Below are 23,847 nucleotides of genomic sequence, written 5' to 3'. Positions count from 1 at the left end.
CCCATCAAATCGCGCTCTGCGTCTTGTTTGCTTCTGACAGACAACGCTATGACATCGGATTACCAAAGGTCTCTATTGGGATCGCTGCTCTCTACCCAGCCAGCATCTTCACGGGCTTGTAGATACAATTGCAAACCATTGTATGAAGCAAAAGCTGCTGCACCGCCAAGGTGTTGGAAGTCATCAAAATAGTCATCTTCCAATGGGCACAATTCAGGCAGTGTTTTCACGCCTTTTTCCATCGCCCACTGAATCGCAAATGCGGGGGCTACCGCGCCGGATACAGTTACCTCTTCAACGGCGTGGTCTATGGCACTTTGACTTAGTGCGGCTTCGCGTTTTTCGGCTTCCTGCTCAGTGATGTCATCAATGATCTGCGCACGTCTTGCGTAAGAAATACGTTTGTTTAGCTTTGCGATTTTTAGCGCGTAATCGAATCGCTCTGGGGTAACAATTTCGACAAGTTGCGTAAGCAGGTCTTTATCAACATCCGTTGCACTCACAAAAAAATCAATACAAGTGCTGAGAGACGCATAACGTGTACCGTTGAAATCGAAACCACTTGTATCATCAAACGTATCGAACGGAAGCTCACTCACACTGAGCGGCCAGCCCTGATAGGCAATTCGCTGCTTGGCGATTTCATACATCTCCCACGCACTTTGACCAAAACCACCCAATATTGAACCTGAAAACTCACTTTCAATGAGTTCTTGCTTAGTCCAGTTTTCACCGATGGCTAAATGCTTGGTGTATTTAGTGATGAGTGCTTGTTTAATGCTGGCTCTTAACCGCCAAATCGACGTTATATCCCGCGAATATTTAATCGAGTCACACTCCTTGCATGCAGGAATCGCCAATAATGCGTGCTCGACGTTTTTGTTCGCTTTGCGAGGAAAATTCAGGCTTCTTGAGGACGGTTCACCACAAAACCAACAGGTATGGCGAAAATTGAATGGGATATCTATGAGCGTGTGTGAGTCAGATTGCATGGGACATATTTACTTGTTCAGATAGCAGAAGTGTACATGTTCGCGGCGAATAAATCTCATTAACTAAACAGACACGTCTCTTCCACTGTTCATCACTCTCACCGTTAACACTATGCAATCAGCAATCCGATCGGATGGCCTCTGAGTATCACTATTAACACGCGGCTCTCTCCGTTAAGTCATTACTGTTTATGCGAGTCAAAAATACACACGCATTGAATCAAATGGCATACCGACCGTTAGAACAACGCGAGACACTTTTTACGCAAAAATAGACTGTTGGAGATGCGTTGTTGTCCAGATTAAAGAATTCGCTCGGCCCCCTCTACCCCATTGCTGCAACCGCTACAGTCGTCTTGTTTATCTTTTTCATTTCCAGAATAAGTCTGGCATTGTGGCAGACCGAACGTGTTAATGATGCCGAAGGCTGGAGTCATCTGCTGGTTAGTGGGCTCCGCATCGACATTTCCAGTATCTGCTATTTGCTGATTCTCCCCGCCCTTTTGTCTTCCCTCATTTCTGGCGAGCATTTAATTGGTCGGGTTTGGCACACTGTCTTACGCGTTTGGATAACTGCGGGGCTGTGGTTAGTTGTGTACATGGAAGTCGCGACAGTGCCTTTCATTATTGAATATGACCTTCGCCCTAATCGACTATTCATCGAGTATTTAGTCTACCCAAAAGAAGTGTTCGGCATGCTTTGGACTGGCTATAAGCTCGAGTTATTTATTGGCTTTTTGGTGTCTGTCGTTACCGTGGTCGTTGGCTGGAAATGGTCGAAGCATTTGATTGTCGATCTCAGATACCCTAAATGGTATTGGCGACCAGCTATTGCGCTGTTTGTTGTTGCACTCGGCGTGATGGGGGCACGCTCCAGCTTAGGCCATCGCCCTTTAAACCCTGCAATGGTTGCCTTCTCAAGCGATCCACTGGTTAACGATCTGGTGTTGAACTCTTCTTACTCCGTCATTTTCGCCGCCAAGCAGATGGGCGCGGAGTCGAGCGCATTTAAACTATATCCTTTGATGGACAGTAAAAAGATCATTCGAGAAGTCCGTGCCAATATGCTTGTTGAAGACGATGGTTTCATTTCTGAAAGCTCACCGACACTTGCCAACCACACCGCTTCTTTCAATGGAAAACCAAAGAATATCGTTATTCTACTTCTTGAAAGTCACGGAGCCCGTTACGTCAGCCGATTAGGCGGCATCGATGCGTCTCCTAATCTCAACAAACTGATCGATGAAGGCTGGGCATTCAGCCGGATGTACGCAACAGGGACACGGTCGGTACGTGGTATTGAAGCTGTCACCACAGGTTTTTCCCCCACGCCCGCGCGTTCAGTCGTCAAACTTGGGAAAAGTCAGACCAACTTTTTCACCATTGCAGACTTACTAAAAGACCAGGGCTACCACACGCAATTTATTTATGGTGGAGAGAGCCATTTCGACAATATGAAAAGCTTCTTCTTGGGAAATGGCTTTACTGATATGCAGGATTTCCCAACCTTTGAGTCACCCGAGTTCGTTGGTTCTTGGGGTGTATCTGACGAAGATCTTTATAACAAGGCTGATTCGCAATTCACCCAGTTAGCAGCCAAAGGTAAACCCTTTTTCAGCTTGGTATTTTCATCGTCTAACCATTCCCCGTTTGAATATCCAGACAACAAAATCACACCTTACAACAGCCCAAAGAACACCGTCGAAAACGCCGTAAAATATGCCGATTTTGCAGTTGGAGCCTTTTTTGATAAGGCAAAAAAATCAAACTATTGGGATAACACGATTTTCGTTGTTGTTGCCGATCACGATGCCCGCGCCACGGGTAACTTGCCTGTGCCCATTGGCCATTTCAAAATCCCAGCAATCATTCTTGGTGGTGGCATAGAACCAAGGTTTGATACACGGCTCGCGAGTCAATTAGATATTCCGCCCACCCTTTTGTCGCTCGCGGGTGTCAGTAGCACCAACCCCATGATTGGTCACGACCTAACGAAAGATGTGCCGCTTTATAAACAGCGGGCAATGATGCAGCGGGACAAGAATTTTGGGTGGATGACTGCCGATAATAATGTGGTAGTCCTCCGGCCCGAGAAAGGCATATCAACGTATCGCTACGATCCCGACACCGACACCTTAACCGAAAGTAAAGTCGAGACGAATATCGTGGAGTGCGCTCACGCACATGCGATGTGGGGCAGCCTCGCTTTTAACGAGGCATTTTACACGGCACAGCCCAGCCTTGATTTTCTTACTAAGTAGTAAGCCAACAACATACTTTGATGAGTATCGCGAGTCGCTCTTGTTAACATCGCTGCGCGGAGCCACTGTCAGGCGTAACCGACAACTCCATAAACTCACAAAATGCGTTTACAGCGTCGCTTCGTTCGCGTTTTCTAGACCATACCAGCCCTACGTCCATGGCGGGAACATGGTCGGCCAGTGGGCGAACCTCTACCCTTCTTCCTTCCAATGACCAAGGGCGATAAACCATGTCAGATAAGATAGTAATACCATAATCGTTGGCGACCAGACTCCGGACAGACTCTACGGATGAGGTTCTGAAAATGGTATTAGGCTGATAAGGCGTTTGATTCCAGTACCGCTGAGCCGTGTTACTGGCTTCGTCGACGGTCAGCATAATGTAGGGATATTGAGCCACATCGTGGAAGGTCACCATTTTGTTTCCCAGAAGTGGATGGCTGGAACTTAGCCACAACCGGCGATGAGAGCTCAGTAGCGTCTGAAAACTGATGTCTTCTTGATTGATCAAGTTAGAGGTCAGCATAAAGGCGACATCAAAATCCCCCGACACAACGCCTTCCTCAATGTCGCTCCGTGCTGCTTCCACCAACTTCACTTTCACCTTGGGGTAACTACGTTGAAATCGCGTCAAATACGGCGGCACAAAGTACCCCGCTAACGTATATGACATCGCCAGTGTGATGGTGCCTTCGACTTGATTTGCGCCACGGTGTGAAAGCAGCATGGCCTCTTCAAGCTCTTTCACTATGTGGGTGGCGTGCTGATAGAACTGGTTACCTTCATACGTCAGCAACATACCGTGGGGCTGACGGACAAAAAGACTCACCTTCAGCATGTCTTCTAATTGTTTGATGGCGGTAGTGATTGCAGATTGAGAAACGTGCATTGCGTTCGCTGCAAGCGATACCTGCCCTGCATCTGCCGTCGCAATAAAATAGCGAATCTGTTTCATTGTAGGGAGCATGTTCTGTTTTCCTTAAACCCTGTATCCGTTCTTCTGATATCCAACGCCTACGCATCTCAGTGAATCACGTAAATACGAACCTTTTTTACTCTTACTTTCATGGTTTTAACTCAGTTTCATTGGTCTTTATCACGTCGCTTTTTGATATCTATTTTTTTAATAACACTAGACAAAACTCGATAATTTACATACCAGACAAGCAAATTTAACCTGTTATTAACACATCGAGCAATAGCCAAGTAACGCTCTTTATGAGCTTGGCGATTGCAAACATTGGTTGAAGTAACAGGGAGAAGAGACATGAACGGCAAACCTTCTGCTGTCCCATGGTTAACCTTGATGGGCGCACTAGCCCTCACGCAAAGCGCAGTAGCAAATGGCGAAAGCTGGTATCCCTACACAGTAGATGTCTGGACAACGCCTTTCGACATGAGCAGTCCCCGAGAAGTCATGCAATACCAACCTGTCGATAGGGCCGCGAAACAATGGGATATCTGCGTGTCATTCCCACACTTGAAAGATGCCTACTGGACCGCCGTCAATTATGGCGTCGTGGATGAAGCAAAACGTGCTGGTGTTGGTATGCAGCTTGTCGAAGCAGGCGGATATACCAACCTCAATACCCAGCTTTCACAAATTGAAGATTGTGTCGCCTCGGGTGCCGATGCGGTGATCGTGGGGGCAATTTCCTATGATGGCCTCAATAACCTCGTTAAGAATATCGCCAAATCTGGCGTGCCGATTATCGACATCGTCAATGGCATGTCATCGCCAGATCTCTCTGCTAAATCTCTGGTGTCTTTTGGAGAAATGGGCGCAAAGATCGGTCAGTACCTCGTTAAGCGACACCAAAACGACAAGGCAAAAGTCAAAGTGGGCTGGTTCCCTGGCCCACCGGGGGCTGGATGGGTAGAAGCCGGTAACGCAGGCTTTCAGTCTGCCGTGAAGGATTCCAACATTGAAGTCGTGGAAACGAAGTACGGCGACACGGGTAAGGAAGTCCAACTCAAGCTGGTTGAAGACACCCTAGAAGCGCACCCAGACCTAGATTACATCGTCGGCACAGCCGTGACAGCCGAAGCGGCCACCAGCTTGCTTCGCGCCCGTGGTATGACAGATCAAATCGGGGTGCTTTCTTATTACTTCACACCGGGCGTTTATCAAGGCATCAAACGTAATCTTATTCTCGCCGCCCCAACTGATTCTGCAGTAATACAAGGCCGCATCGCGATTGATCAGGCGATTCGGATTCTCGAAGGCCAACCTTACACCCAGCATGTGGGTCCTCAGTTGTATGTGATTGACGATACCAACATCAATACCTTTGACCGAGACAGTTCGCTTGCGCCAGCAAACTTTAAACCCACGTTCACAGTGAAGCCGCAATGATGGGCTCATCGATTCTTAGCCTACACGGGATACAAAAACAGTATCCCGGTGTACTGGCTCTCGACGGCGTCGATTTCACCCTAGCGTCAGGCGAAGTTCACGTCTTATTCGGCGAAAATGGCGCGGGAAAATCGACTCTGATTTCGATTGTCTCTGGCGCAAACCAGCCCACCACTGGTGAAATGCGTTTTCGGGATAAGCGCGTGCGTTTCAAGAGCGTGTATGACGCGAGGCAGAAAGGGATCAGTGCGGTTTTTCAGGAGTTTTCACTGGTTGATACGCTCTCCGTGGCGCAAAACCTGTTTCTCGGGGAAGAGCCGTTAGTTGGTCGGTTTCTGGATAACACATCGCTTTATGCACAAGCACAAACCTTGCTCGACAAAATGGGGTTTGCGCTTGATGCACACATGCCCGTCAGCGAACTTTCCCGTGCAGAGAAACAGATGGTGGAAATTGCAAAAGCATTGCGTGGCGAACTGTCTGTATTGATTCTGGACGAACCCACAGCGTCCCTCACTCACCAAGAAACCGATCAGCTGTTTTCCTTGATTGAGCAATTAAAAGCAGACGGTGTGGGCATCATCTATATCTCTCACCGCATGGGAGAAATACGTCAAATTGCTGATCGTATTACTGTGCTTCGCGATGGCAAATACATTGGTACTCGTGACGTCGAGGCTGTCAGTGAACAAGACCTGATCACCATGATGACAGGAAGACAAATCGAGAACGTTTACCCTCATGTGCCGTTTTTGCCAAAGAAAACGGTGTTGGATGTAAAAACGCTGACCACCGCAAATGGAACGATACACAACCTTTCCTTCCACGTTCGATCTGGAGAGATCGTCGGTTTCGCAGGGCTCGTCGGCTGCGGAAAATCAGAAGCACTCAGAGCCTGTTTTGGTGCAGAAAGAGTGAGTACGGGTTGCGTTGTATTTAACGGTGAAAACGTCACTGGATTTACCGTTAAAGAGATGCTCAACCGAGGCTTTTTCTATAACTCTCGTGACAGAAAAGCCGAAGGGTTGGTGCTCAATCGTAGTTGTCGGGAAAACATCAGCTTGCCTGCTTTGAGTGTTCAACCGCTTTCTCAGCGCAGCGGCGCACTCAATCTTGCTCACGAACGCGAACAAACCCAAAGCCTGGCAACACGTCTCAAGCTCTACCCTATGCAAACCGAGCGCGATGTTGGCCAATTCAGCGGCGGTAACCAGCAAAAAGTGTTGTTAGCTAAATGCCTGACTCGCGACGTTTCACTTTACGTTTTCGATGAACCCACCGTGGGTGTGGATGTCGGGACGCGCGCTGAAATCTACCGCTTTATCGCCAGCTTGTGTGAGCAAGGTGCTGCCGTGGTGATCATCTCTTCCGATCTTCCCGAAGTCGTGCATCTTTCCCACCGTCTCTATGTGATGCGGGAAGGAGAAGTTGCTGCGCACCTTCAGGGAACAGACATTACGGAAGCTAACGCGCTCAGCCACTTTTTTGAATCAATGGAGTATGAAAATGAACAGTGAGCCAGTGAAGGCCGGATCCGAACCGCAAGGTGATGCGACATCGTCTAACAAGGGGCAGTTAACAAATGTGATAACGAGGCTCTTTGTAAAGGTCGGCGTCTTGCCCATTCTGGTCGTTATCGCCGTGGCGATTTTTGCATCCGCCTCTGAGAACTTTCTCACCGCGAGAAACCTGATGAACTTGCTTCGCCAATCGTCGTATTTGGTTATGGTGTCTATCGGGCAAATGTTTGTGTTGTTAACTGCGGGATTTGACCTCTCAGTCGGCACCATCATTGCACTCTCTTCCGTTGTGGGTGCCAGCACCATGGCATCGATTTACGCTGCCTTTCCCGACGCTGTGCATCTTGCCATTCTCGCGGGTATTGCCGCCGGTGTGGGGGTTGGATTGGTCGTCGGGTATATCAACGGCATCGGCGTCGCCCATTTTCACGTGTCCCCTTTTGTCATGACGCTTGGTATCTCATCGATCGGATTTGGCATCGCTTTATATCTAACTGGAGGCTCTCCCGTCTATGGCATGCCAATGGCGTTCGGTGACACCTTCGGTTTTGGCAATGTCCTTGGGCTTCCTACCCCGATTCTGTTTGCGCTGTTGATGACGATCGTCGCCATGATCATTGTTAATCGTACTCGCCTTGGTCGTTACTTCTACGCCGTCGGCGGCAATATCAATGCCGCCCGACTCTCTGGCATCAACACCCATAAAACGCTGATCCTCGCCTACCTTCTCTGCGCCTCTTTCGCCGCAATGGCCGGCATGTTGATAACAGCCCGGCTCGACACTGGCGAAGCCAATATCGGTGCCGCTATGCCCCTTGAGTCTATTGCCGCCTGTGTTATCGCAGGAGTCAGCCTTCGCGGCGGTATCGGCCGTGTAGAACATGTCGTCTTGGGCGCCGTGTTTATCAGCTTGGTACAAAACGGCATGAATCTGACCCGCGTGGAGTCCTACTTGCAAACCGTGGTCATTGGCGCACTGCTGATTTTTGCCGTCATCGTTGACCAACTTCGCATTCGTCTGCGCGCTCGACTCGGCGCGCATTGATATGCGCTGTCAGTTTTCATTTTGCGCACTCTTTTCATCAAGAAGGTAACACTATGATCAATATAAACAGCGATATGGGTGAAGGGTTTGGTATCTACAAACTCAGCGATGATGAAGCTTTAATGCCCTTCATCACAGAGGCCAATGTCGCTTGCGGATTCCACGCGTCTGACCCTAATCACATGAGACGCACCGTAGAACTTGCAAAACAATACGGCGTAAAAGTCGGCGCACATTTTTCACTGCCGGATTTACAAGGATTCGGACGCCGAAAAATGCATCTGAGCCAAGGTGAGTTGCACAACATGATCGTGTACCAAATCGGGGCACTGAAAGGCTTCCTCGATATGCTCGACATGCCACTCAATCACCTAAAGCCGCACGGGGCTCTCTACGGCATGGCTGCGTCCGACCCAGACATAGCCAAAACGATTGCACAAATTGCACACCATTATCAGGTCCCCGTTTTCGGCCTTTCTGGTACATGCCACGAAACCATTTACTGCGCACACGGTGCGGGCTTCGTACCCGAGTTTTTTACAGACCTCGACTACGATCAAGATGGACATCTTGTGATTACCCAAACCCATGAGGCCACTGACCCAATCAATGCCGCCCAACGTGTAGTAAAGGCGGTGGAGCAAGGCAAGGTCACGGCCACAAATGGTAAGGATATCCCCGTTGTCGCCCAAACCATCTGTGTGCATTCAGATACCCCGAATGCGGTGGACATTGCTAAAGCCGTGAATGAGGCTCTTCAGCCTTACCTTTCACAACAAAGCAAACCCTGCACCGTTGCCAAGAAGTAGACGTTCGAAGGAGCGAAATATGTCTGACAAAGAAATTATCTGTCCGCTACCCGGTATTTTTTACCGGTCAGCCTCCCCCGACCAGCCTCGGTACAAAGAAGCTGGCGACACCATCGCACCCGGAGATGTGATTGCGCTGGTTGAAGTCATGAAGTCATTCCATGAAATCAAAGCGGAAACCGCAGGCGTGATTGACGACTTTCTCATCGAAAACGAAAGCCCCGTCAATGCCGGACAACCTATCGTCCGTTTGAAATAAACGCTCTGAATGCACACGAGGAGTTTGTATGACAATCGAAAAATTACTCATCGCCAATCGGGGTGAGATAGCCGTACGCATAATCCGCGCGGCCAAAGAAATGGGTATTCATACCGTGCAAGTTTACAGCGAGGCGGACAAAGAATCCCTTGCGGTAAAACTGGCGGATGAAGCGATATGCATTGGTGCCCCCATGGCCAACCAATCTTACCTTTGTGGTGACAAAGTCATTCAGGCCGCTGAGGAATCAGGCGCCGACGCGATTCATCCCGGCTACGGTTTTCTCTCAGAAAATGCCGAGTTCTCAGATGATGTACTTGCGGCAGGCATTATTTTTGTCGGCCCGTCAGGTCGTACGATGACGAAGATGGCAGACAAAGCCAAAGCGCGTGAAACCGCCATGGCAGCAGGTGTGCCTGTCGTGCCCGGCTGTGCGCCCTCTGACAGTCCAGAGTCAGCGCTTGAACAAGCCATCCTTATCGGCTTTCCGGTGATGATTAAAGCCTCTGCAGGCGGCGGTGGCCGTGGCATCCGCGTAATAGAGGACGAGAGTGACTTTCTCACTCAGTACCATCAGGCATCTGCTGAAGCACTGGCCGCATTCGGCGACGGCACCTTATATCTCGAGAAATTCATTCGCCAATCCCGCCATGTGGAGGTGCAAATTCTTGCGGACGGAGAGCACGCTGTACACCTGTTTGAACGTGAGTGCTCCTTACAGCGTCGCCGCCAGAAAGTGTGGGAAGAAGCCCCTTGCGCAGTGTTACCCGACCATGTGCGTAACGCCATGTGTCAGTCCGCAGTATCACTAGCAAAAAGCGTGAATTACAAAGGTGCAGGCACCATTGAATTTCTCTATGACGATGAATCAGAGTCCTTCTACTTTATCGAGATGAACACCCGCATTCAGGTTGAGCACCCCATCACCGAAGCCATTACGGGTGTCGACCTCATTCGAGAGATGATTCAAATCGCCGCCGGACAACCGCTTTCTCTCAAACAAGAAGACATTCAACGTCGAGGCCATGCCATTGAAATTCGGTTAAACGCCGAGGATCCCTTTAACAACTTCTTACCTTTCCCCGGCGTCATTAGCTCCTTCACCCCGCCCATGGGCAGTGGCGTTCGTTTTGACGGCCTCATTTACTCAGGTTTCGCCATTCCACCCTATTACGACTCGTTACTCGGCAAACTGATTGTGTGGGATGAAAACAGGGAAAGTGCCATCAAGCGAATGGCGCGTGCGCTTGATGAACTATCGATCGAAGGCGTAAAGACCACACAGCCGCTATTCCAAAAGCTTTGTGAAGCCCCAGACGTCATTCGTGGGGATTTTCATACTGCTTGGCTGGAGCAATGGTTGGAGAACTTCGACGCCCCAAAGCCTGAAAACCCATCAGACAACAATAAGGATTGTTCGCTTCCTGAAGCGAGCTAAGGAAGGATCATGAACACACGCTACTCTTACGGCGGCGACGAGCATATCTTCGTCGAAGTCACCGAGGAAATGTCGCTGGCTGCCTTTTTCAAAAGCCTGTCCATTACCCAAGCTATTCGCGATGCGAACTTACCGGGGGTCGAAGAGATCTGCCCTGCAAACGCGTCATTTCAGGTGAAATACAATCCGGATATTTGTGCGCCTGAAACAATGCTGGCTGCCATTCAGGACATCGAAAACAGACAGGCTGCAACCCCAGCCGAAATAGACACGCGCATTGTTGAGGTGCCCGTTTTCTACCAAGACCCGTGGACACATGAAACCGTGATGCGCTTTCGGGATCGTCATCAGGATCCTGAAGGTACCGATCTCTCGTACGCGGCAAGAATCAATGGGTATGACTCCATCGAGGCCTTTATTGAAGGGCATTCTGGCTCACCGTGGTTTGTTACTATGGTGGGGTTTGTTTCAGGCCTTCCTTTCATGTTTCAGATGGTTGAGCGGGAAAAACAAATTCAGGTGCCTAAATATGTCCGGCCACGGACAGATACGCCAAAACTCACCGTTGGCTATGGCGGTTGTTTCTCCTGCATATACTCCGTTCGCGGCGCAGGCGGCTACCAAATGTTTGGTGTGACGCCCGTTCCTATCTACGACCCTGCTCAAAATGCGTCACACCTGAAGGACTTTCTGGTGTTTTTCAAACCCGGCGACATCGTGAAGTTCAAACCTATCACTGAAAGTGAATATCACACCATCGTGAAGCAGGTGGAAGACGGTTCATATCGACCGCGCGTCAAGCCTGTTCGTTTTTCTTTGTCCGAGTTTGAAAAGGACATGGCCGGTTATAACGCGGCAATGCAGGAGGCACTGTATGAGCATTAATGTTGTCCACCCAGGGCTCGCCACGTCTGTGCAGGATTTAGGGCGTAAAGGGTATTTTCATCTGGGTATTCCCGTTTCCGGCGCGATGGACAGATTCGCCTGTCGCTGCGCTAACTGGCTGGTCGGAAACGACGAAAATGCCGCCGTGCTTGAAGCGGTATTTATGGGGCCAAAACTCACATTCAATCGAGACACCACGGTTGCCGTTACAGGCGCAGAGATGGCGCCAATTGTAGATGGCGAAGAGCAAACCAACTGGGCCAGCTTTACAGTAAAAGCCGGTCAAACGCTGTCATTTTCACACCTGACTGGCGGTGCGCGAATCTATATCGCTGTCGCTGGCGGCATTGATGTTCCCGAAGTGCTTGGTAGTCGTTCCACCTACACACTTGGCGCGTTAGGCGGTTTTGAAGGTCGGCTTTTGCAAGCAGACGATACACTCCCTATTGGCAAAGAATCTGCGCGTTTTGTAGAACGTCATTTACCTGAAGCATTACGTCGACCACGGGATACTACGCTGCGTGTTGTTCCCGGCCTTTACTGGCACCGAATCACCGCCGCATCTGGCGAGCAATTCTTCAATGATACGTGGCAAGTCGCACCGGAAGCCGACCGCATTGGTTATCGCTTCAAAAACGGTACGCCACTTGAATTCGTAGAACGCGAACAACCCTTCGGCGCAGGATCCGATCCCTCCAACATCGTCGACGGTTGTTACCCTTATGGCTCCATTCAAGTCCCTGCAGGAAAAGAGCCGATTGTGCTTCATCGCGATGCGGTCTCCGGCGGCGGCTATTTCATGATTGGCACCGTGGTCTCTGTTGATATGGATCTTATCGGACAGATGCAACCCAACGCGTCCACGCAGTTTGTCAAAGTCACACTGGAAGACGCTCTCCACGCCAGAAAGGAATATGACGCCCTCTTGCAACAGGCCAAGCAACACATTGAACGCTGCGGGGTCGCAACATGACCTTGATACGAGAGAAAGCCTTCATTGGAGGCCAATGGATAGGCAGCTCAGATGGAAAGACCTACCCCATTTTCGACCCCGCTTTTAGCAATATCATTGGGCATGTCCCTGAAATGGGTGAGAAAGAAACCGAGCAGGCCATTCATGCTGCCAAGGCAGCCTTAGGGTCGTGGCGAGAATACACGGCGAAGCAACGCGCAGAAAAGCTGATGTCATGGTTCCATCTCATTATGGAAAACCAATCCGATCTGGCTGCACTCATCACTCAAGAATCGGGAAAACCATTGGCGGAGTCCTTAGGCGAAGTCGCTTACGGAGCCTCCTTCATTCAATGGTTTGCTGAGGAAGGAAAGCGTACCTATGGCGACGTTATTCCCTCCACCGCAAATGACAGGCGATTGCACACGATCAAACAACCCGTCGGTGTTTGTGCCGCCATTACACCGTGGAATTTTCCTATCGCGATGATCACGCGCAAGGTGGCCCCTGCACTGGCGGCAGGCTGTACTATCGTGGTCAAACCCGCTGAAGCTACGCCACTTTCCGCACTGGCTTTGGCGTCGTTGGCACAAGATGCGGGCATACCCGATGGCGTCATCAATGTGATCACCGCTTCCCACGGTGCCGACATTGGCAGAGTGCTTTGTGACAGTCCTGATGTGCGAAAACTGTCGTTCACTGGCTCAACGGCAGTTGGGAAAATCCTCATCAAACAATGCGCTAATACCGTCAAGCGCGTATCCATGGAGCTTGGCGGCAATGCACCATTCATTGTTTTTGATGATGCAGATGTCGATGCGGCTGTCGAAGGTGCTATTGCGTCTAAGTTTCGTAACGCAGGGCAAACCTGTGTATGCGCTAATCGAATATTGGTGCAGTCTGGAATCTATGATGCGTTCGCAGAAAAATTCGCCAATGCGGTCAGCCAGCTGAAAGTCGGTGCGGGTCTTGAACCCAAAAATCAGATTGGGCCGCTTATCAACCGTTCGGCTCTGGACAAGGTTGAATCACATATCCGCGATGCTCTCGTTTTGGGAGCGCGGTGTCTAACCGGTGGAACCAGCCATTCACTGGGTGGACTCTTCTATCAGCCTACTGTGTTAACGGATGTCACTCCTGTTATGCGGATTGCCTCAGAAGAGACCTTTGGCCCCGTCGCTCCCCTTTTCCGCTTTGAACAAGAAGCCGACGCTATATCGATGGCCAATGACACAGAGTATGGGCTAGCGGCCTATTTCTATTCGAAGGACATTAGCCGATGTCTTCGCGTCAGTGAGGCATTGGAATACGGCATGGTCGGTGTCAACGAAGGCGTGATATCCAACGAAGTCGCGCCATTTGGTGGCGTGAAAGCCTCTGGCCTTGGACGGGAAGGATCACGGCAAGGCATCGATGAGTACCTAGAAACCAAATACGTCTGCTTTGGCGGGCTCTCGTAACTAATTGGTAATCAGTTACCAGTAATCAGGAATCAATAATGAACAACCAGTCACTGATGGAACGTCGCAACGCGGCGGTCCCCAGAGGCGTGGCTTCGGCTACCCCTCTGTTTGTAAAGCACGCAAAAAATGCGGAACTGTGGGACGTAGAAAATACCCGATATATCGACTTTGCAGCCGGGATTGCTGTCGTCAATACAGGCCATAGCAACCCTACCATCACGCAAGCTGTCACCGCGCAAATCGACAAATTTAGCCACACCGCTTTTCAGGTTGCAGGCTATGAGAATTACATCGAACTTGCAGAACGTTTGAATGCGCTTGCGCCTATTGATGATGCCAAAACCATATTGATGACAACAGGCGCAGAGGCTATCGAAAATGCAGTGAAAATTGCTCGCCATTACACGGAGCGACGCGGCGTGATTGCTTTTCATGGCGGTTTTCATGGTCGCACCTTGCTCACCATGGGGATGACCGGAAAAATCGCGCCATACAAAGAAGGTTTTGGTCCCTTTCCCGGTGACATCTACCACATCCCTTTTCCTGTGCCTTATCAAGGAATCGATACCGCATACTCCCTGCAACAGTTAGAAAAACTGTTTAAGACAGACATTTCCCCAACGTCTGTTGCTGCAATCGTCATTGAACCTATTCAAGGTGAAGGTGGGTTTTATGCTGCACCCAAGGAACTGGTTCAGCAACTTCGCACCTTGTGTGATGAGCACGGTATTGTCCTCATTTTCGATGAAGTTCAGACAGGATTCGGACGCACAGGCAAAACCTTTGCCAGCGAACATTACGATGTGCAACCGGATATGATCACCGTGGCAAAAGCACTGGCCGGAGGCTACCCGCTCTCCGGCATTATTGGGAAGCGTGAGATCATGGACAGCCCCGCGCCCGGCGGTTTAGGCGGCACATATGGCGGCAGCCCCGTCGGTTGCGCGGCAGCGTTGGCGGTATTGGAGGAACTCGAGTCAAAATCGCTTAATGCGCGAGCTCAAGATATTGGCAGCCAATTACACAAAGCATTTAGCGAAATCATCACGCTTAACCCAAACGTTCCCATTAGGCATATTCGCCACAAAGGGGCGATGTTTGCGTTTGATTTTCTCGCTGACAGTCAGCCAGACCCAAGTCAGGTCGCCCCCTTTGTCAAAGCGTGTCGCGATGATGGATTGATCGTGCTGCCCTGCGGACAATTCGGTAACGCTATTCGATTGCTACCGCCCCTCACAGTGGAAAATCACATTTTGGAGGAAGCCATCGATATCATGAGAAAAGCGTTACTCTCTCTTCAGTAAGTGAACATTGCAACTCACACCGTATATCACAGGTTCTTTTGATAATTAGCCACCCACATGGGTGGCTTTGTCTCTACCAGAGACCTTCATCATGTCTCATTGCTATTATCAATCGTTGGTAAAATCACCCCACTTTGCTGGCATTTTCACCAACAAACCACGAATTCTCTTAATCGAATCAACACAGTGCTTATTGCCTTTGTAAAGTTGACACACTTCCTTATACTAAGCCGCCGACAGAGAGCCAAGGATCGTGGCTAAATATCGCACAAAGAAAGGATTACCTATTAGAAAGATAGGTATAACCAATCAAATGCACTGAGAAATGCTGATATTTTATAAGCTAATTTCAAAGGACTGACGACGTTAGATAACTCTGTGCATTCAAGTCCGAATAACCGCCCATCGCGGGGAAATCCATATGGCGAAAGAAAACAATAACATCGTGATTTTTGGTGCGTCAGGCGACCTGACCAAGCGTAAGCTTATCCCAGCCCTATATCACCTCTATGCAAACAAAATGATGCCTGAGAACTTTACGATTCTTGGTGTCAGCCGAACTGATTACTCTGACGACGCTTTTCGTGAAAAACTGGCGGCGTTTCTAAAAGAAAACGAAAAAGTGGATGAAGAAACCCTCTCTCGTTTTTGTCAGCACCTCTACTATTTGCCGATTGACCCAGCAGATTCGTCAAAATACGATCAGCTTGCTGCGCGTCTTGAGACGTTGAGCGAGAAGCATAATACCGGTCACAACAACCTCTACTATCTGGCAACACCACCAAGCCTGTATGGTGTGATTCCAGAATGTCTTGCGAATCATAACCTGCACGACCAATCGAACGGTTGGAAGCGACTGATTGTTGAAAAGCCATTTGGCTATGACACAGCAACTGCTGAGTCACTCGACAAAAAATTGCATGACCAATTTGAAGAAAATCAGCTCTACCGCATTGACCACTACCTCGGTAAAGAAACCGTTCAGAACCTGCTGGTATTCCGCTTTTCAAACGGCATGTTTGAACCACTGTGGAACCGTAATTTCATCGATTACGTTGAGATAACAGGTGCAGAATTCCTAGGTGTTGAAGGCCGCGGCGGTTACTACGATGGCTCAGGTGCCGTTCGCGACATGTTCCAGAACCACCTGCTTCAAGTGTTGGGTATGGTTGCGATGGAACCACCTGCGGCGATTCGTTCTGATTCCATTCGTGATGAAGTCACCAAGGTAATGCAGAGCTTCCGCCCATTAAGCGATGAAGATCTGAAGAACAATTTGGTACTTGGTCAGTACACCAGTTCTGACGTACGTGGTGAGCACCTGCTGGGCTACCGTGAAGAGCCAGGCGTTGCGGAAGACTCTCGCACCGAAACATACATCGGCCTTAAAATGTTTGTTGATACGTGGCGTTGGAATGGCGTGCCGTTTTACGTTCGTACGGGTAAACGCTTGCCAACTCGCGTGACAGAAGTCGTCATTCACTTCAAGAAAACGCCTCACCCTGTGTTTGGTGCCAATGCGCCAGAGAACAAGCTGGTCATTCGCATTCAGCCTGACGAAGGTATTCTAATGAGCTTCGGTTTGAAAAAGCCGGGAGCAGGTTTCGAAGCGAAAGAAGTGTCGATGGAGTTCCACTATCAGGATCTTAAAGAGTCGCAACTTCTTACTGCTTATGAGCGTTTGCTGCTCGATGCAATCAAAGGTGATTCCACCTTGTTTGCTCGCTCAGATGCTGTGAAAGCGTGTTGGGAGTTTGTTGAACCGATTCTGAGCTACAAAGAAGACCCTGATTCGCTATTTGGTTACGCCGCTGGCACATGGGGCCCAGAACAAGCCGATGCGCTGCTAAAGCGTGACAATCGCGAATGGCGCTACCCTTGTAAAAACTTAACAAATACAGAATATTGTGAGCTTTAAGATGAAGGAATTTCGCATTTTGGATAATGCTGACGCTGTCGTGAATGAACTGGCATCGTCAATGAAAAGCCTGAGTGAACAAGGACGTCCAGTTCATATTTCACTCTCTGGTGGCAGCACGCCTAAACTGTTGTTCAAACTACTGGCTCAGCCAGAATGGGCGAACAGCATTCAATGGCAAAACCTACACTTCTGGTGGGGTGATGAGCGTTGCGTGGCTCCGGACGATGCAGAAAGCAACTACGGCGAAGCCAATACATTGCTCTTTAGCAACATCAATATTCCTGCTGAGAACATTCACCGAATCCGTGGTGAAGACGACGCAGAGCAGGAAGCCAAGCGATTGGCTGACGAAATCAAAGCTGACGTGCCAGAGAAAAACGGCCTGCCTGCCTTTGATTGGATCTTGCTTGGCATGGGTGATGACGGTCACACGGCTTCCCTCTTCCCGGGTCAAACTGACTACGATGAACCTGCACTGACTGTGGTTGCGGCGCACCCACAATCTGGCCAACTTCGCGTGTCCAAAAGTGCATGTCTGCTAAACAATGCTGACCGCATCAGCTACCTTGTGCTCGGCGCAGGCAAAGCAGAAATGATTGAAGCTATCCACGGTGAGAATGCAGAGTCAAACCTGCCCTATCCTGCCGCGCACATTCAATCCGCTCATGGCACGACCGAATGGTTTTTAGATGCTGCTGCCGCAAAGGCATTGGCATAACAAAGATTAAGTGGCGGCTTTAAACGAAAGTCAGCCAATATGTGAACACACCGATGACCAACGAATGCGAATACTCGTGGTCATCGGGTAGAAGGAGTTAAAAATGAAAGGCGATATCGGTGTAATTGGTCTGGCAGTAATGGGCCAGAACCTTATCCTGAACATGAACGACAATGGCTTCAAGGTTGTGGCTTACAACCGTACCACGTCAAAAGTTGACGAGTTTCTGGAAGGCGCAGCGAAAGGCACCAACATTATCGGTGCTTACTCACTGGAAGATCTGGTAGAGAAGCTGGAAAAACCACGCAAAGTGATGCTGATGGTACGTGCAGGTGACGTTGTTGACCAATTCATTGATGCACTGACTCCACTACTGGAAGAAGGCGACATCATCATTGATGGTGGTAACTCAAACTACCCTGACAGCACACGCCGCATGAAAGACCTGGAAGAGAAAGGTCTGGTATTCATCGGTGCTGGCGTATCTGGTGGTGAAGAAGGCGCGCGTTTCGGACCGTCTATCATGCCAGGTGGTAACCCTGCTGGTTGGCCTGCTGTTAAGCCTATCTTCCAAGCAATTTCTGCGAAAACCGACAACGGTGAAGCATGTTGTGATTGGGTTGGCCGTGAAGGTGCCGGTCACTTCGTGAAAATGGTTCACAATGGTATCGAATACGGCGACATGCAGCTGATCAGTGAAGCTTACCACTTCATGAAAGAAGGTCTGGGCATGAACCACGATGAAATGCAGGCGACCATGACTGCATGGAACAAAACTGAGCTGGACAGCTACCTGATGGAAATCAGCTCAGAAATCGTTGGCTACCGTGACGAAGACGGCGAAATCGTTCTGGAAAAAATCCTTGATACCGCGGGCCAAAAAGGTACCGGTAAATGGACTGGCATCAATGCGCTGGACTTCGGTATTCCACTGACTCTCATCACTGAATCTGTTTTTGCACGAGCTTTGTCTGCTCGCAAAGAAGAGCGTGAAGAAGCCGCTGCATTGTTCCAACACAAGATTGCACCCGTAGAAGGCGATCGCGATGTGTGGCTGGAAGCACTGCGCCAAGCACTGCTGGCTGCGAAGATCATTTCTTACGCACAAGGCTTCATGCTGATTCGCGAAGCGTCTGAGCAATTCAACTGGGAACTGAACTACGGCAACGTTGCCCTGTTGTGGCGTGGCGGTTGTATCATCCGCAGTGCGTTCCTAGGCAACATCCGCGACGCATACGAAGCAAACCCAGACCTGAAATTCCTAGGCTCTGACGCGTACTTCAAGAACATTCTGGAAGACTGCATGGGCTCATGGCGTAAAGTTGTGGCTAAGACATTTGAAATCGGTCTGCCATCACCAGGTCTGTCTTCAGCCCTGACCTTCCTTGACGGTTACACCACTGCACGTCTGCCAGCAAACATGCTGCAAGCACAACGTGACTACTTCGGCGCGCACACGTATGAGCGTACTGACCGTCCACGTGGTGAGTTCTTCCACACTAACTGGACAGGTAAAGGCGGCGACACCGTTTCAACAACCTACAACAGTTAATCTGAAGAAACAGTTACGATAAAAATGGCCCCTTGTTGTGAAAGCAACAAGGGGCCATTTTTTAGTGATGTGAGAAGCGGTAAGTTACCACATCAAATCGTCAGGGATCTTGAAGTCCGCGTACGGATCGTCTTCGTCCATTTCTTGCTCAACAACCGTGTTGTTTAGCACGATAGAATCTTCGTCACGCTGTGCGATCTTGTCTGCCACCACACCCGGCACCACTGCGTATCCATCTAGGTAACGTGCAATTGCCAATCGACCATTGACCAGTTGGTCTTGCGTCACTTTGTTGACAAAGATTTTCTTCACAAGTGTACCGTCAGTAAAGTTGTAGCCGATGTCGCCATCTTTACGATCAATCTTGTTCATTTCAATCAACTGCTTCACCTGCGCAGCAATGGCTTTTTTGTCCGCTTCTTCTTTCTTTTGACGGTTCAGTTCTTGGTCTTGTGCCACTTGCGCGGTGCGCTTCTCTTCGACTGCAGCCTTGGCTTCTTTTGCCAACGTGCGAGATTTCTTGGAAGATTTGCCAGCCTTTTTCATTTTCTTTTTATCGATCAGGCCAGCTTGGAGCATTTGCTCCTGTAAAGTTAGTTTTGCCATATTGACTCCGTCTAAGGCGCGGCGTTAGATACACTGTTATTGGGCTAGATGATACCACCAGTGCGCACGCTTAGGGATAACTGGAGCGGTAATATTGCGTCCGAAAAGCGAATTGGCGTGTTTATACCTATACCCAAACTACCAATACAAAAATGCCCACCCGATATCATCGAGTGGGCACATGAATTTAATGACTTAGTGTTTCCGTGGCAAATTACAGTACGATGCCTGCGAACAAGAAGCCAAACAGGATACTGAACACCATGCTCAGCAAGCCTGGGATCATGAAGCTGTGGTTAAAAATGTACTTGCCAATCTTGGTTGTCCCTGTGCGGTCAAAGTCAATTGACGCAATGATTGGGCCGTAGTTCGGGATAAAGAAGTAACCGTTAACCGCCACAAACGTTGCGATAATCACTTCTACTGGCAAACCCAGCATAATACCCACTGGCACCAATACTGCTGTTGTCGCACCTTGGCTGTTCACCATGACTGACAAACCAAACAGTGCGAATGCGAACGTCCATGGTGCAACTTCAACCATGCCAGACACCGCTTCTTTCACCATGGCATCGTGACCAGCAATAAAGGTGTCACCCAACCATGCAATACCAAAGATTGCGACAATCGCACGCATACCTGCATGGAATACAGAACCTTGCGTGATTGCGTTACCATCAGGCTTACACAGCAGAATAATCAACGCACCCATTGCCAGCATGATGATTTCGATGGTGTGTGCCATACCCATTGGCGAGCCGTTGAAATTTGGACGCAATGCAGGGAATGCACCCATGATAACGACCGCGAATGCACCGAACAAAAACAGACCAACGGCCTTTTTCGCGCCAGGCTTAATAACGATTTCTTCAACCTGTACTTCTTCTTCCATTTCCTTACGGAACGCAGGATCTTGCATACGGCGTTGATATTCTGGATCGTCGTTTAGCTCTTTACCCAGTTTATTCACGATGACACATGCAAGAGCCAAACCAAGGAAAGTACCCGGGATTGTCACCATCAGCACGTCAGCCAATGTAATGCCTTGTGGTTCAAGGAATGCCACCAGCGCAACAACCGCAGCAGCGATTGGGCTTGCTACGATAGCAAACTGGGAAGCGATAACCGCCATACCCAGTGGGCGTTCTGGACGAATACCACTGCGACGGCTAACTTCTGCAATCACTGGCAGTACTGAATAAGCCACGTGGCCAGTACCGGCTAGGAAGGTAAAACAGTAAGTAACAAGCGGCGCAATAAAAGTGATATGACGAGGGTTTTTACGCAGAATGTTAGACGCAATTTTGATGAGGTAATCTAGACCACCAGACGCTTGCATCGCTGCCGCCGCAGCAACAACCGCCATGATCATAAGCATTACGTCAATGGGTGGGCTCGTTGGCTGCAAACCAAACACAAAGGCAAGGATAGCAAGACCAACACCACCCAAAACACCCAGACCGATACCACCGATCCGCGCGCCCACTAAGATACAACCCAGTACAATTAAAAACTCAATTAAAAACACATCAAACTCCTTGATGACTTCGTTTAAATCAAAACCATGGGGATATTAAGGTTTTTATTGAGTTTAAAATCAGTTAGTTCTCACACTTAGATGTGGGTGAGTGTAATGAATAAGGCAATTTTTCGAGCCACAGCAAACTTAACTCACCCTCTCACACTATCTCGGCCCAAAGAATGTAAATGACAATATCTGTTTTTATTTCAGCCATTTACATACATTCAATAAGCAAGAGAATTCTTGTACAAGTTTTTCACATCGTCAAACGGGTAGTTTGCCAGTTTTCCAAAACCTTGCATCTTAGACGCCTTGACTCGCGTCATGAGTGGCGTGCTTATACCGCACAAAAATCGGGTGACTGTTTCTGGCGAAGCATCCATACCTATTGCTCGCGATGCGTCTTGGAAAGGTTGGTACCACGCCCTCACTTGTTCTTCCGTAACCTCTGGAAGAGCTTGTGGTTTAGGTAGCTGGGCAATGCGACCGTTACAGACAGAACAATGCCCACACTGGACAGGTGCATTTGAGTCAGCAAAGTACTGAGCAAGGCGGTGGCTTAAACAGGTGTCAGTTTCAAACAGATCGAGCATGGCATGAACGCGCTTAATCTCCGCACTTTCTTTGTTCGAAAAGAGTTGGTGAACGCGCTGACTTAAGCTAATTGCGTTTTCGCCCAAACAAGCCTCACGACGACATACTTTATAGACATCTGTCATCTGCTTGCTTTCCAGCTCTATCCATCCTTTTTCCGCGAAATAATCGAGTGCAGCGACCACACGTTTTCTGTCAGCATTGTAAATCTGCCAAAGGGCATCAAAGTCCACCGAATGCCAAACGCGAGATTTTGGAGATGCGGCAAATACGGCTTCAATAAATTGCTTTCTCTCCCCATCAAACTGACCGACGATTTGCGCCGGGGTCAGCGTCGTTTTAAATCGGTAATCGGCAAAATAGCTGTATTGCGGTTCGATAACGCCTTCTAATTCGAGGTAGACCAGCAAGGTTTTCAGAGGAAGTTGGCGGATATTGCTGTCAGAAGACAAACGATTAAGCATCACTTCCCATTGACCATTTTGCGCAGTCGTCCCAATTTGCTCTAGCACATACGCAATCGCGACTTCGTCTGGTGTGTCACCATAAACAAAGTTTTCCAACACACTGACACTCTCTCTGTTTGCCAGCACTGTACAAACCGATTTCTCACCATCACGTCCAGCTCGACCAATTTCTTGGCTGTAGTTTTCTATCGACTTTGGCAGGTCGTAATGCACCACTGCGCGAATGTCGGATTTATCGACCCCCATGCCGAAAGCAATGGTCGCAACAATGCAGCGTATTTGTCCGCTCATAAATTGTTGCTGAATAAGCTGTCGTTTATCGCTTGGCATACCCGCATGATAGGCACTTGCGGGATGACCGTTTTCGGTCAATAGCGATGCCACCTTCTCTGCTGTATTTTGCAAGGTCACATACACAATCGTTGGTGCATCACCACCCTGTTTAACCAAATCCAGTAAGGCGATATTTTTGTCCTGTTCACGGCAAGGGATGACGTTAAGATCAAGGTTACTGCGATAGAAACCCGTCACCACGATGTTATCTTGTTCTATGCCAAATTTGGTGCCCATATCCTCTATGACTTGCGGTGTTGCAGTCGCGGTCAATAGCAGTACTTGTGGGATGTTTAATTGCTGACGATAGACAGGTAGCTTGAGGTAATCGGGCCTGAAGTTGTGGCCCCATTCTGAAATACAGTGCGCTTCATCAACCACCAGCAGCGAAATCTGTACCGATGAAATGAATTGGCGGAAACGTTCATTCTTTAATCTCTCAACAGATATCATGAGAATTTTGATTTCACCGTTTCTCACTGCCTGCATGATTGCGCGAGATTCGTCATAGGTTTGCGAAGAATCAATGGATGCCGCAGCAATACCTTTCCCTTTTAGAAAGTCCAACTGATCTTTCATCAATGCCAACAGTGGAGAGATAACTAGCGTGAGATGCGGCAAATGCAGTGCGGGCAGTTGATAGCAAAGCGATTTACCAGAACCCGTCGGGAATATGGCCGCCGATGAATGCCCAGCTAGAACACTTTCGACGACTTGTTGCTGACCACCTCTTAAGCCTTGAAAGCCGAATACGTGATTTAAGGTGGTGAGGTAATTAGGCAACATTCAGCTTTCCTGATCAATCTGGGGATGAATGCTCGATAGTACATGAATTTACTGAATACATTAA

The 23,847-nt window shown here is 49.2% G+C and carries 19 protein-coding genes; 14 read left to right on the top strand and 5 right to left on the bottom strand.

Translation table 11 applies throughout. The features are described 5' to 3' along the window. Nucleotides 1-59: 59 nt before the first annotated feature. On the bottom strand, nt 60-992 hold the full coding sequence (locus LRP49_RS05095) for a hypothetical protein (protein ID WP_274140669.1): 933 nt from the start codon (nt 990-992) through the stop codon (nt 60-62). Nucleotides 993-1,285: 293 nt separating this feature from the next. On the opposite strand from LRP49_RS05095, the gene LRP49_RS05090 reads away from it, so the two are divergent. After that, nucleotides 1,286-3,253, top strand: coding sequence for an LTA synthase family protein (locus tag LRP49_RS05090; RefSeq protein ID WP_274140667.1), 1,968 nt, complete (start codon nt 1,286-1,288; stop codon nt 3,251-3,253). Nucleotides 3,254-3,296: 43 nt separating this feature from the next. On the opposite strand, the gene LRP49_RS05085 is transcribed toward LRP49_RS05090, so the two are convergent. Then, nucleotides 3,297-4,220 (bottom strand): LysR family transcriptional regulator, encoded by a 924-nt coding sequence (locus LRP49_RS05085; RefSeq protein ID WP_274140665.1) that lies wholly within the window; start codon nt 4,218-4,220, stop codon nt 3,297-3,299. A 300-nt stretch (nt 4,221-4,520) separates the two neighbouring features. On the opposite strand from LRP49_RS05085, the gene torT reads away from it, so the two are divergent. The 13 genes from torT (at nt 4,521) to gnd (ending at nt 19,475) form a co-directional block, all read left to right on the top strand. Next, complete coding sequence (gene torT / locus LRP49_RS05080; RefSeq protein WP_274140664.1) at nt 4,521-5,609, top strand: TMAO reductase system periplasmic protein TorT; 1,089 nt, start codon at nt 4,521-4,523, stop codon at nt 5,607-5,609. After that, complete coding sequence (locus LRP49_RS05075) at nt 5,606-7,126, top strand: sugar ABC transporter ATP-binding protein (protein WP_274140662.1); 1,521 nt, start codon at nt 5,606-5,608, stop codon at nt 7,124-7,126. The genes torT and LRP49_RS05075 overlap by 4 nt, the downstream gene beginning before the upstream one ends. Then, nucleotides 7,116-8,174, top strand: coding sequence for an ABC transporter permease (locus LRP49_RS05070; RefSeq protein ID WP_274140661.1), 1,059 nt, complete (start codon nt 7,116-7,118; stop codon nt 8,172-8,174). The genes LRP49_RS05075 and LRP49_RS05070 overlap by 11 nt, the downstream gene beginning before the upstream one ends. A gap of 53 nt (nt 8,175-8,227) precedes the next feature. Then, nucleotides 8,228-8,983 (top strand): 5-oxoprolinase subunit PxpA, encoded by a 756-nt coding sequence (gene pxpA / locus LRP49_RS05065; protein ID WP_274140660.1) that lies wholly within the window; start codon nt 8,228-8,230, stop codon nt 8,981-8,983. Nucleotides 8,984-9,002: 19 nt separating this feature from the next. Further along, nucleotides 9,003-9,242: an acetyl-CoA carboxylase gene (locus LRP49_RS05060; RefSeq protein ID WP_274140658.1), complete on the top strand. Its 240-nt coding sequence runs from the start codon at nt 9,003-9,005 to the stop codon at nt 9,240-9,242. A 28-nt stretch (nt 9,243-9,270) separates the two neighbouring features. Next, complete coding sequence (locus LRP49_RS05055) at nt 9,271-10,680, top strand: acetyl-CoA carboxylase biotin carboxylase subunit (protein ID WP_274140657.1); 1,410 nt, start codon at nt 9,271-9,273, stop codon at nt 10,678-10,680. Nucleotides 10,681-10,689: 9 nt separating this feature from the next. After that, complete coding sequence (locus LRP49_RS05050; protein WP_274140655.1) at nt 10,690-11,565, top strand: 5-oxoprolinase subunit B family protein; 876 nt, start codon at nt 10,690-10,692, stop codon at nt 11,563-11,565. After that, nucleotides 11,555-12,538 (top strand): 5-oxoprolinase subunit C family protein, encoded by a 984-nt coding sequence (locus LRP49_RS05045; protein ID WP_274140654.1) that lies wholly within the window; start codon nt 11,555-11,557, stop codon nt 12,536-12,538. Before LRP49_RS05050 ends, LRP49_RS05045 begins: the two co-directional genes overlap by 11 nt. After that, on the top strand, nt 12,535-13,977 hold the full coding sequence (locus tag LRP49_RS05040; protein WP_274140653.1) for an NAD-dependent succinate-semialdehyde dehydrogenase: 1,443 nt from the start codon (nt 12,535-12,537) through the stop codon (nt 13,975-13,977). The genes LRP49_RS05045 and LRP49_RS05040 overlap by 4 nt, the downstream gene beginning before the upstream one ends. A gap of 38 nt (nt 13,978-14,015) precedes the next feature. Next, nucleotides 14,016-15,284 carry a 4-aminobutyrate--2-oxoglutarate transaminase gene (gene gabT / locus LRP49_RS05035; RefSeq protein ID WP_274140652.1) on the top strand — a complete coding sequence of 423 codons (1,269 nt, stop codon included), beginning with the start codon at nt 14,016-14,018 and terminating at the stop codon, nt 15,282-15,284. Between the two features lie 421 nt (nt 15,285-15,705). Further along, entirely contained in the window at nt 15,706-17,202 is a 1,497-nt protein-coding gene (zwf, locus tag LRP49_RS05030; protein ID WP_274140651.1) for a glucose-6-phosphate dehydrogenase, read from the top strand. A 1-nt stretch (nt 17,203) separates the two neighbouring features. Then, nucleotides 17,204-17,923: a 6-phosphogluconolactonase gene (gene pgl / locus LRP49_RS05025; protein WP_274140650.1), complete on the top strand. Its 720-nt coding sequence runs from the start codon at nt 17,204-17,206 to the stop codon at nt 17,921-17,923. Between the two features lie 103 nt (nt 17,924-18,026). Next, nucleotides 18,027-19,475: a decarboxylating NADP(+)-dependent phosphogluconate dehydrogenase gene (gnd, locus tag LRP49_RS05020; protein ID WP_274140648.1), complete on the top strand. Its 1,449-nt coding sequence runs from the start codon at nt 18,027-18,029 to the stop codon at nt 19,473-19,475. An 84-nt stretch (nt 19,476-19,559) separates the two neighbouring features. On the opposite strand, the gene LRP49_RS05015 is transcribed toward gnd, so the two are convergent. The 3 genes from LRP49_RS05015 to LRP49_RS05005 all read right to left on the bottom strand — a co-directional run bounded on the left by LRP49_RS05015 (nt 19,560) and on the right by LRP49_RS05005 (nt 23,783). Beyond that, the gene (locus tag LRP49_RS05015) at nt 19,560-20,081 is read right to left on the bottom strand and encodes a DUF2058 domain-containing protein (protein ID WP_274140647.1); all 522 of its coding nucleotides are present in this window, start codon (nt 20,079-20,081) and stop codon (nt 19,560-19,562) included. Nucleotides 20,082-20,295: 214 nt separating this feature from the next. Then, nucleotides 20,296-21,609, bottom strand: coding sequence for an anaerobic C4-dicarboxylate transporter (locus tag LRP49_RS05010; RefSeq protein WP_274140645.1), 1,314 nt, complete (start codon nt 21,607-21,609; stop codon nt 20,296-20,298). A 218-nt stretch (nt 21,610-21,827) separates the two neighbouring features. Beyond that, nucleotides 21,828-23,783 carry a RecQ family ATP-dependent DNA helicase gene (locus tag LRP49_RS05005; RefSeq protein WP_274140644.1) on the bottom strand — a complete coding sequence of 652 codons (1,956 nt, stop codon included), beginning with the start codon at nt 23,781-23,783 and terminating at the stop codon, nt 21,828-21,830. Nucleotides 23,784-23,847 lie beyond the last annotated feature (64 nt).

Origin of the sequence: Enterovibrio qingdaonensis (assembly GCF_028683135.1) — a bacterium.
Classification (GTDB): domain Bacteria; phylum Pseudomonadota; class Gammaproteobacteria; order Enterobacterales; family Vibrionaceae; genus Enterovibrio; species Enterovibrio qingdaonensis.
The sequence above is the reverse complement of the archived record's forward strand: the minus strand, read 5'-3'. Positions and strand labels throughout refer to the sequence as shown.